This window comes from Acinetobacter sp. AL9 (assembly GCF_041464035.1).
GTDB lineage: Bacteria > Pseudomonadota > Gammaproteobacteria > Pseudomonadales > Moraxellaceae > Acinetobacter > Acinetobacter towneri.
This window is the reverse complement of sequence record NZ_JAYFSK010000069.1, coordinates 1-10,572: the sequence shown is the minus strand read 5'-3', so window position 1 is coordinate 10,572 and position 10,572 is coordinate 1. Positions and strand designations below refer to the sequence as shown.

The following is a 10,572-nucleotide window of genomic DNA, read 5'->3' as shown; positions in this document are numbered from 1 at the left end:
CTATTTAAGTGATGTGCTGAAAAGGTTGCCGACACATAAAGTGACTCAGATTGAAGAATTGCTACCACACCGCTGGAAACCTGAACCGAATTAAAAAATAGGCATGGGGTTCAGCGGACGCTTACGATAAACGCGACTAGATCATTCGATCAAAATGTTTATTAAAAAGGATTTAATCTTTTGGGTTAAATCCTTTTTTAATGCTGATTGAATTTAGGTGTGTTTCAAATGCTTTGATTGTAAAAAGCCTATCCGAAGATAGGCTTGCTCATGTAACACTTAATTAAGTGCGGTTCGGTTGTTTGGTCAAACGCAAATAAGGCTTGATGGCTTTATATCCACTTGGGAAGCGTTCTTTAAGTTCCGCTTCATCCTGAATGGAAGGCACGATCACCACATCTTCACCATCTTGCCAGTTGGCAGGCGTTGCAACTTTGTAATTGTCAGTCAGTTGTAGTGAATCAATCACACGTAAAATTTCGTGGAAATTACGTCCTGTAGAAGCAGGATAAGTAATGATCAAGCGTACTTTTTTATTTGGATCAATAATGATTAATGAGCGAACAGTCAGTGTTTCGCTGGCATTCGGGTGAATAAAATCGTACAGCGTAGATACTTTACGATCTTGGTCAGCAAGAATTGGGAAATTAACCGTCGTGTTTTGGGTTTCGTTAATATCTTGAATCCAGCCTTTGTGAGATTCAGCATCATCTACAGAAAGTGCAATCGCTTTGACATTGCGCTTGCTGAATTCATCTTTCAGTTTTGCGGTATAGCCTAGCTCGGTGGTGCAGACAGGTGTGTAATCGGCAGGATGCGAAAATAGAATGCCCCAGCTGTCACCTAAAAATTCATAAAAATCAATTGGGCCTTCATTTGAATCTTGTGTGAAGTTGGGTGCGATGTCACCTAAGCGAATAGTCATTGTGTACCTCTGTCTTGTTTTGTTGTGTGATGTATGCGTACTACTATGCGCCATTCCTTTTGCAGAATTAAATAGTGTTTTTGTATGTGCTTATGAATAATTTGAATATGGTGTGTCATTTTTATTGCATTTTCAAAATAGATTGATGTGTGATTGCTATATATCGTCCGCTCGAAATTTGTTACATTAACTGCTACTTAGCAGCGAGAAATGGCAAGTAGAGATTGGAATTTTTAATAGGTTTTTGTGCAAAACCCTTGTACTTCAAATTTCTAGCACCATAATAACCACTAAGAAAAACCTATTTATTTGACAAGCAAGATTTAGAGAGTTTATTCATGTTGGCAAGTCTGATCGGAGGAATCTTCGGTACTAAAAATGAGCGCGAACTCAAACGCATGCGTAAAATCGTAGACAAGATTAATGCGCTCGAGCCGACGATATCTGCCTTAAGCGATGCAGACTTATCTGCAAAAACCGAAGAATTCAAACAACGTTATAACAAAGGCGAAAGTTTAGATAAATTATTACCAGAAGCATTTGCAGTATGTCGTGAAGCCGCCAAACGTGTCATGAGCATGCGTCACTATGACGTGCAGTTGATTGGTGGTATTACCTTGCATGAAGGTAAAATTGCAGAAATGCGTACAGGTGAAGGTAAAACCCTAATGGGAACTTTGGCCTGTTATTTAAATGCTTTAAGCGGTCAGGGCGTGCACGTCATTACTGTGAACGACTACTTGGCACAGCGTGATGCCGAACTCAACCGCCCTTTATTTGAGTTTTTAGGTTTAAGCATTGGCATTATCTATTCCATGCAAGACCCGACTGAAAAAGCACAGGCTTATCGCGCAGACATTACCTACGGTACCAATAACGAATTTGGTTTCGACTACTTGCGTGACAACATGGTGTTCTCGCTGAGTGAGAAAAAACAGCGTGGTCTGACTTATGCCATTATTGATGAAGTGGACTCGATCTTAATTGATGAAGCACGTACCCCATTAATCATTTCTGGTCAAAGTGATGACTCATCGCAGTTATATGCAGCAATCAACACCATTCCGCCAAAATTGCATGCACAAAAAGAAGAAAAAGTAGCCGATGGTGGACATTTCTGGATTGATGAAAAACAACGCACTGTAGAAATGACCGAAATTGGTTATGAAACGGTAGAAAATGAATTAATTCAAATGGGTTTATTGGCAGAAGGAGAAAGTCTGTATTCTGCATCTAACCTGAATTTGGTGCATCACGTATCTGCAGCTATTCGTGCGCACTTCCTGTATCAACGTAACGTGCACTACATCATCCATGATGGTGAAGTAATTATTGTCGATGAAAACACAGGTCGTACCATGCCTGGTCGCCGTTGGTCAGAAGGTCTGCACCAAGCGATAGAAGCCAAAGAAGGTCTGGAAATTCAGCCTGAAAACCAGACTTTAGCGACCACAACCTTCCAGAACTATTTCCGTTTATACAAAAAACTGTCAGGAATGACGGGTACTGCAGACACTGAAGCTGCAGAAATGAAAGAAATTTATGGTCTAGATGTCGTCATCATTCCAACCCACCGACCAATGATTCGTAACGACCAAAACGATTTAATTTATTTAAACCGTACAGGCAAATACAACGCGATTATTCAAGAAATTCAACGTGTGCATGAAGCAGGTGTTGCACCAATTCTGATTGGTACAGCGACCATTGAAGCTTCAGAAATTTTATCGGATAAACTGCGTGAAGCGGGTATTCAGCACGAAGTATTGAACGCGAAGCAACACGAACGCGAAGCTGACATTATTGCGCAAGCAGGCTCACCACGTGCGGTGACTATTGCCACGAACATGGCAGGCCGTGGTACAGATATTTTGCTAGGTGGTAACTGGAAAGCCCTGCTAGCCAAAATTGAAAACCCAACCCCTGAAGATGAAGCGCGTTTAAAGGCAGAGTGGGAACAAAATCACGACATGGTGTTAAGTTCAGGTGGCTTACACATTATTGGTTCAGAACGTCACGAATCGCGCCGTATTGACAACCAGTTGCGTGGTCGTGCAGGTCGTCAGGGTGACCCAGGCGTGTCACGTTTCTATTTGTCACTTGAAGATGACTTAATGCGTATTTTCGCAGGTGATCGTGTTGTAGCAATGATGCGTGCTATGGGCTTGCAGGAAGATGAAGCGATTGAACACAAAATGGTGTCACGCTCTATCGAAAATGCACAGCGTAAAGTTGAGGCACGTAACTTCGACATCCGTAAAAACTTGTTGAAATACGATGACGTAAACAACGAACAACGTAAGATCATTTATTCACAGCGTGATGATATTCTGGCAGAAAGCACGCTGCAAGACTATATTGAAGAAATGCACCGTGAAGTGGTCACAGGTATGATCGCCAATTATATTCCACCAGAATCGATTCATGATCAATGGGATATTGATGGTTTAGAGCGTGCCTTGCGTGATGATTTGGGCATCGAATTACCAATTAACCAATGGCTCGAAGATGATCGTCGCCTAGATGAAGAAGCTTTGGTTGAACGTATTGCCGATGAAATTGTGACACGTTACCGTGCACGTCGTCAGCAAATGGGTGATGAATCTGCTGCGATGCTAGAACGCCACTTTATGCTCAGTTCACTTGATCGTCACTGGAAAGATCATTTGGCGGCTATGGACTATTTGCGTCAAGGGATTCATTTACGTGGTTATGCACAAAAGAACCCTGAGCAAGAGTACAAAAAAGAAGCCTTTAACTTATTTGTGAATATGTTGGGTGTGATTAAAGCTGATGTCGTTACCGATCTTTCGCGTGTGCATGTACCAACACCTGAAGAACTGGCAGCGATGGAAGCTCAACAGCAAGCGCAAGCAGAAGCGATGCAGCTTAATCTTTCACATGCTGATGTAGATGGTTTAACGGGCGAAACCTTTGAATCAGAACCACAGTACAGTGCTGCTGAGCAAACGGTTGTTCCACCTGCAAGCCGTAACTCGCCATGCCCATGTGGTTCAGGACTGAAATATAAACAGTGTCACGGTAAAATCTAAACCTGACTTGTTACAACTTAAGCAGAACTTTGGTTCTGCTTTTTGTATTTTGGGGTGCAAAATCTTTGTGGTAATAGTTTTGCAAGATGTGTATAGCATTTGCAGATTTTGGAATTAAATGCTATTTAGTTGCACATGCAATATCCACGTGTGGAACAAAAAATGAAAAAAGTATTACATCCTTTAATGATTGTTGCCTTAAGCTTACCTACTTTTGCATTTGCAAATGCGGCAACAACCACGACGCCTGCAAAAGTTCAAGCTGCTGTGGGTGCGACCACTGCACAGGTACAAGTGGATAATGGTCACGTGACTGTGGCAAGCCCACGCACAGGTATTCGTTATACCTTTGCCAATCCAGATCAGCGTCCAATCGTGTTGCATACTGCAGCGATTGCACCTGCGAATGCTGCCAATGTAAATCGTATTGTGGCTGCAAATCCTGCTTTATCTGCAGCAAGTCAAGAACGTGCAAAACAGGCTTTATTGGGTGAAACCGTGGTTGCGACTACGCCATAATCCAAATAGGCTCAATCAGTATAATTTTAGTTGCTGATGCATTACATTGAAGATTAAAACCAGTCCATACGGGCTGGTTTTTTATATACGACCTTGTGTATTAACAAAAGTTGAATCAAGCAGGGAGGATGCTCGATTTTTTCTTCAATTTCCACTAAGCTGTGACATTCTCAAATTTGTACTGGAAATTTCAAAATGGCAGTTGGTGACGTCTCTATGCCACACATGCATGTGGTCAAAGGTGTAAAAATTGGTTCAGCAGAGGCTTATGTGCGTTATCAGAACCGACGTGACCTGGTTATTTTTGAATTTGCAGCAGGCTCAAATGTAGTGGGCGTATTTACTCAAAACGCATTTTGCGCTGCGCCTGTGCATGTGTCCAAAGCACATTTAGCTCAAGGCAATCCGCGTTATTTGGTCATTAATACAGGTAATGCCAATGCGGGTACAGGCAAATTGGGTATGCAAAATGCAGAAATCACCTGTGCCAAATTGGCTGAATTGGCAGGTGTATCTACCCAAGAAGTTTTGCCATTTTCTACAGGTGTGATTGGTGAGCAATTGCCGATTGAGCGCTTGGTTGCTGGTTTAGCACCTGCGCTGGCATCGTTACGTGAGGATGCTTGGCATGATGCTGCGACAGGTATTATGACCACAGATACCACACCCAAAGGTGCATCTGAGCAGTTTGAGTTAGATGGCATTACTTATAGTATGACAGGCATTTCTAAAGGCGCAGGTATGATTCGCCCAAATATGGCGACCATGCTTAGCTATGTTGCAACCGATGCACCAATTCAACGTGACATCTTGCAGCAATTGCTCAAACGCAGCGTAGAACAATCATTTAACCGTATTACTGTAGATGGCGATACCTCGACCAATGATTCATGTATCTTGGTGGCGACAGGTCAGGCGGGTGGCACTGAAATTTGCAGTGAAAATGACCCGCGTTATGCTGTGGTATTAGATGTTTTGAATCGTGTGATGTTGCGTTTGGCACAACTGATTATCCGTGATGGTGAAGGTGCAACAAAATTCATCACGGTACGTGTTGAAGATGGTGACAATACCCAAGAATGTTGTGATATTGCGTACAGCATTGCACATTCACCATTGGTAAAAACGGCCATTTTTGCCTCAGATCCAAACTGGGGGCGTATTCTTGCTGCAATTGGTTATGCTGGCGTGCCAAATTTAGACGTTGAAAAAATTCAGGTTTGGTTGGATGATGTGCAAATTTGCAAAGATGGCGGTGCTGCTGCCGACTATACCGAAGCAGCGGGCGCGCGAGTCATGGCACAAACCGAAATGACCATTCGTGTAAATTTAGGACGTGGTCAAGCGACAGATACAGTCTATACTTGTGACTTGTCTTACGATTATGTCAAGATCAACGCGGATTACCGTTCGTAAAAATTCAAATTGAGTGATAAAGCCTCCGTTGTGAGGCTTTTTTAGCATTCAATCGGCAAAGGGCTGGTGAATGAGTAAATTGCCCCCATATCATCAGTGACTTGAGTAAGCTTGTGTTCGGGCAAGCATGAAGATAGAGAAGACGTTGTTATGAATGATGCGACCAATTTAATTGCCAATGAAGCCAAATCAATTGTGCAGGCGCATTTAGATCGCTTGGGTGAAAGCAAAGAACATCATTTGAGTGAGCAAGCCAAGCAGGAAAAATTTGCGCAAATTAAAGCAGAACTCGAAAAGCACAATGCTGTTTTGGTTGCCCATTATTACTGCGATCCTGAAGTACAGGAACTGGCTGAATTAACAGGTGGCTGTGTTTCGGATTCACTGGAAATGGCACGTTTTGGTCGTGATCATGCGGCAACCACGTTGGTCGTAGCTGGTGTAAAATTTATGGGCGAAACTGCCAAAATTTTATCGCCAGAAAAAACCATTCTTATGCCAACTTTAGAAGCGACTTGTTCGCTAGACTTAGGTTGTCCTGTCGATGAGTTTAGCCGCTTCTGTGATGCGCATCCTGATCATACAGTCGTGGTTTATGCCAACACGTCCGCTGCGGTAAAAGCGCGTGCAGATTGGGTTGTTACCTCAAGCTGTGCGGTTGAAATTATTGAACATCTCGATAGCTTAGGTGAAAAAATCATTTGGGCGCCAGATCAGCACTTAGGACGCTATATTCAAAAGAAAACTGGCGCAGATATGCTGCTTTGGGATGGTTCGTGTATTGTGCATGAAGAATTCCGTTCACGCGGTATTGCCAATATGAAAGCCATGTATCCAGATGCAGCAGTCTTGGTGCATCCAGAATCACCAGAATCAGTTATTGATGTAGCTGATGCAGTGGGCAGTACATCGCAGCTTATTCAAGCAGCCAAAACTTTGCCACACGAGCGTTTAATTGTGGCAACTGACCGCGGTATTTTCTATAAGATGCAGCAAGCTGTACCTAATAAAATTCTAATTGAAGCGCCAACTGCAGGTGAGGGTGCAACCTGTCGTTCATGCGCACACTGCCCGTGGATGGCGATGAATGAATTGGATGGAATTTTGCATGTATTGCAAACGGGTGATCAAGAAGTATTCGTTGAACCTGCCATGGCAGAACGTGCTAAATTACCACTAGATCGTATGTTGAATTTCAGTGCGAGCTTAAAACGCTAAAATTGATTGAAAAATATCAAAAATGTTTGATAAATATACGGTTGAAGCTTTTTTTTAATTTTTTTTAAATATAGGTGTTGACGTCTTCGGGCGTCGCGCCTAGAATGCACACCGTACCGCACGATGTGCGATACACAAAAAGCTGAGATGAATCGGAGCATAGCACAGCCTGGTAGTGCACCTGGTTTGGGACCAGGGGGTCGTAGGTTCGAATCCTACTGCTCCGACCAATTCTTCAAGGCAACGTATCGCATGATATTATGTATCATCGGTCATGCGCCTGTAGCTCAGTTGGATAGAGCATCCGCCTTCTAAGCGGATGGTCACAGGTTCGAATCCTGTCAGGCGCGCCATTTTTTGGTAGCTTGGTATAAAAGAACCAAACATAATGGTGGATGTAGCTCAGTTGGTAGAGCCCTGGATTGTGATTCCAGTTGTCGCGGGTTCGAATCCCGTCATTCACCCCAATCTCTTTGAGAGATAAACGGAGCATAGCACAGCCTGGTAGTGCACCTGGTTTGGGACCAGGGGGTCGTAGGTTCGAATCCTACTGCTCCGACCATTTTCTAAATAGAACAGATACTAAGTAGAAATGGTTAAGTCAATAAAGATACCGCGTTAAGCGGTTTTTTTATGCCTGAAATTTATGAAAGCCTTGTTGGTTTAAAATTGATTTCGTATTAGTTATTGGTCAGCATAAAAAAGCCTCAAGAATGAGGCTCAATATAAGAAAAGTTTTAGTGTCTTTTTTATTAAGGCACAATCGTCACATTGACGCGTCGGTTGGTGGCACGATTTGCTGGTGTGTCATTGCTTACCATTGGTTGTGTTGCACCACGTCCAATCACCTGAATATTTTTTCTTTCAAAACCCTGATCTAAAAAGATCTGAGCCACATTTTGGGCGCGTTTTTCCGATAGGGTTTGATTGTAGCTGGCTAAACCTACGTTGTCTGTGTGACCAATAAACTTGAGTTTATCCAAGTCATATTTATGCAGCTGTTGTGCCAATTGGTTGAGGCGTTCTTTTTGGCTATTTTGAATGGCGTATTCATCAAAACCAAATAACAAGCGTTCAGGCAGGGCTAAGGTCCAGCCATCATCACTTAAAATAAAGCCTTCTTGTTTTAGCATGCGCGCCTGCTTATAGCTGACATTCCCCAAACTCATGCAAGCACTGAGTGAAACCATAACAAGAATAAGTGTGCCGATCAGAACTTTTTTAAGCATAAGGAACCTGTTTATTGTTTGATTGAGGTGAAATATACCATTTTGATTGATCACGTTTGGCTTTGAGCATTGCGCGATCGACATCGGCAATTAAATTTTCAGGAGTTTTTGCATATTCAATCAATGCTACGCCAATACTGACATTTAAGGAAACTTGTTGCTGTTCATACTTAAATGTAGAGGTATAGCAAGCATGAATCTTTTGACAATAATCCTCTAATTCTGCAGTGGAGTGTGAGCCAGTTAAGATTACTGCAAACTCATCGCCACCTAAACGCGCAACAAACGCATGTGAGGGCAAAATCTGAATTAGACAATGTGATGAATCACGTAAAATATTATCGCCCGTCAAATGCCCAAATTGGTTATTGATTTGGTTAAAGTTATTAATGTCTAAAAAAAATACTGCAGCCGTAGCAGAAGGCTGGGTAAATAGCTTAAACAGTGTTTCATAAAAATAATTACGATTTGGCAACTGCGTTAAATTGTCGTATTGCGACTGAAATTGCAGTTTATGATTTTCAACCAATAAATTCTTATGGGATTGTTCAATCTCATTGAGTAAGCCATTAAAGGCATAACTCAGTTCATGAAGTTCTTGAATATCTGAACTTGAAACGCGCAGCTTATAATTTTTTTGTGCACTGATCTCCTGTGCCGAGCTGACAATAGAACTTAAAGATTGCATGAGATATTGATAAATTGAATTAATTGACCAAAACACAGCAATTAAAAGCAAAATAAAACCGAAAATTAATCCTAAAACGATTTTATAAAAAAAACTGACCAAGTCACTAGAGTTTCCATACACCACCAACTCACCATAGTTTTGCTGATCATGGTCAATACTCAGCCGAACAGGATGATTAAAAAACAGATAGTCCAATAAAGCCTGAATTGAAAAATGCTCTAGACCTTGCTGTTCAATAAAGGCAATACGTGTCTGTTTAGGTGAGCGTACTTCAATTGAACGAATAGAATAACGCTGCGTATGTTCAGACAGAATTTCGTTCAGTGTTATTTGGTCATTGAATACAACAGCCGGTTGAATACGTTCATTTAATGCTGCAGATAAACTTTGCAAACTATTTTTTGCGAAGGTGTTCATGGTGTAGGTTGAAATGACCAGAAAAATCATTGAACAAATTGTAAAAGTCAGAGCAAAGATAGTGAGTTGTGCGCGTGTGAATAATTGATGCAAGGTAATTGGAGTGTATAACTGCTTCATGAGTTTGACTCCGATGTTTTTGCAAGCAGTAATACACGCGGATCAATATGCACTTGAGATTGAGTCAAGCTTTCCATGTTGACTTTAAAAGCATAGTTATCATTTTTTTTATAAAGACAAAAAGCGCTGCCAGTTTCACATTCCAGATTGTTTAAACTAATAGATAGGGCTGGAAATCGAACTTGAGTATTTAAGGTATGTTGTTCTTGTGCAGCAGAAAGCGTAGAAAAAATTAATATTTGACAATTACTTTTAGATATTTCATGGCTTTGAATGGGTTGAATGTCATATTTATTATGTAATGGGGCATGTTTTTTGAATTGTTGTGCAATATTATCTTGATTTACGACACAAAGTTTGGGCGTGCTAGCTTGCCATTTTGCATACGCTAAAATGGAGAATGTAGTGTTATAAAGATTTGATGCAGGTGCAGCATACAAAATAGGTGTTTGCATTGCTACAAATGACAGCAAGGTTATTATTTTTAAATTTTGAGTCATTTCAATACAACACGAATGAACATAAAAGTAGTGTAGCTAATATTGGAAAATAAGCATACTGCTAATTTTGAGCAAGAATAATACAGATCTAAATGATTTTGCCGAATAAATAACCGTTCGGACTAAAAAACTTATAAAACTTAAAAAGAGGGGTTGCAAGGCGAAATATTTCACCTATAATGCACATCCATCGGCGGTGATGCAGATTAAAACTTCTGATAAAACAATGACTTGGTTAAGAATGATTGAGTTGGGTTTTAGAAAGAAAGTTTAAAATAATTTGAATTACCAGTTGACACTTTAGAAATAAAGCGTAATATAGCCGACCTAGCTTGATGCTGACGAAGCATTGAGAAGATCATTAAGAGATTATGAAGAACAACTTGTGTGGATTTTTACTGATTGATTGATCGAAATTATTTTCATTGATTGATTGGTTTAAATTACTCGAAGTTTATTTGAGCGAAATTTAAGTCAGAAAATT

Annotated in this window: 9 protein-coding genes and 4 tRNA genes; 9 read left to right on the top strand and 4 right to left on the bottom strand. The window is 41.1% G+C overall.

Going from position 1 to position 10,572, the window contains the following annotated elements; translation table 11 throughout:
• On the top strand, positions 1-94 hold a 94-nt coding region (locus ACEO2X_RS12125), incomplete at its 5' end, for a transposase domain-containing protein (RefSeq protein WP_178867550.1).
• Between the two features lie 189 nt (positions 95-283).
• Here the strand turns inward: ACEO2X_RS12125 and ACEO2X_RS12120 are convergent.
• A complete protein-coding gene (locus tag ACEO2X_RS12120; protein ID WP_317098302.1) occupies positions 284-925 on the bottom strand; it encodes a peroxiredoxin in 642 nt (213 codons plus the stop codon).
• Positions 926-1,263: 338 nt separating this feature from the next.
• Here ACEO2X_RS12120 and secA point away from each other — a divergent pair, with 338 nt between their 5' ends.
• The 8 genes from secA (at position 1,264) to ACEO2X_RS12080 (ending at position 7,693) form a co-directional block, all read left to right on the top strand.
• The gene (secA, locus tag ACEO2X_RS12115) at positions 1,264-3,978 is read left to right on the top strand and encodes a preprotein translocase subunit SecA (protein ID WP_371972084.1); all 2,715 of its coding nucleotides are present in this window, start codon (positions 1,264-1,266) and stop codon (positions 3,976-3,978) included.
• 162 nt (positions 3,979-4,140) lie between these two features.
• A complete protein-coding gene (locus tag ACEO2X_RS12110; protein WP_371972083.1) occupies positions 4,141-4,497 on the top strand; it encodes a hypothetical protein in 357 nt (118 codons plus the stop codon).
• Between the two features lie 195 nt (positions 4,498-4,692).
• The gene (gene argJ, locus ACEO2X_RS12105) at positions 4,693-5,913 is read left to right on the top strand and encodes a bifunctional glutamate N-acetyltransferase/amino-acid acetyltransferase ArgJ (RefSeq protein ID WP_131261960.1); all 1,221 of its coding nucleotides are present in this window, start codon (positions 4,693-4,695) and stop codon (positions 5,911-5,913) included.
• Positions 5,914-6,063: 150 nt separating this feature from the next.
• Positions 6,064-7,131 carry a quinolinate synthase NadA gene (gene nadA, locus ACEO2X_RS12100; RefSeq protein WP_180187163.1) on the top strand — a complete coding sequence of 356 codons (1,068 nt, stop codon included), beginning with the start codon at positions 6,064-6,066 and terminating at the stop codon, positions 7,129-7,131.
• 153 nt (positions 7,132-7,284) lie between these two features.
• Positions 7,285-7,361, top strand: a tRNA-Pro gene (locus ACEO2X_RS12095).
• A gap of 46 nt (positions 7,362-7,407) precedes the next feature.
• Positions 7,408-7,484 (top strand) — tRNA-Arg (locus tag ACEO2X_RS12090).
• 38 nt (positions 7,485-7,522) lie between these two features.
• Positions 7,523-7,598: transfer RNA gene (locus ACEO2X_RS12085), tRNA-His, on the top strand.
• Between the two features lie 18 nt (positions 7,599-7,616).
• Positions 7,617-7,693: transfer RNA gene (locus tag ACEO2X_RS12080), tRNA-Pro, on the top strand.
• Positions 7,694-7,883: 190 nt separating this feature from the next.
• Here ACEO2X_RS12080 and ACEO2X_RS12075 read toward each other — a convergent pair.
• From ACEO2X_RS12075 to ACEO2X_RS12065, 3 genes are read right to left on the bottom strand one after another with little or no spacing between them, the layout of a single operon-like run.
• A complete protein-coding gene (locus ACEO2X_RS12075; protein ID WP_004976277.1) occupies positions 7,884-8,360 on the bottom strand; it encodes an OmpA family protein in 477 nt (158 codons plus the stop codon).
• Positions 8,353-9,588 (bottom strand): diguanylate cyclase domain-containing protein, encoded by a 1,236-nt coding sequence (locus ACEO2X_RS12070; protein ID WP_104853067.1) that lies wholly within the window; start codon positions 9,586-9,588, stop codon positions 8,353-8,355. The genes ACEO2X_RS12075 and ACEO2X_RS12070 overlap by 8 nt, the downstream gene beginning before the upstream one ends.
• Complete coding sequence (locus ACEO2X_RS12065; RefSeq protein ID WP_096902398.1) at positions 9,585-10,088, bottom strand: YfiR family protein; 504 nt, start codon at positions 10,086-10,088, stop codon at positions 9,585-9,587. The genes ACEO2X_RS12070 and ACEO2X_RS12065 overlap by 4 nt, the downstream gene beginning before the upstream one ends.
• Between the last annotated feature and the right edge of the window lie 484 nt (positions 10,089-10,572).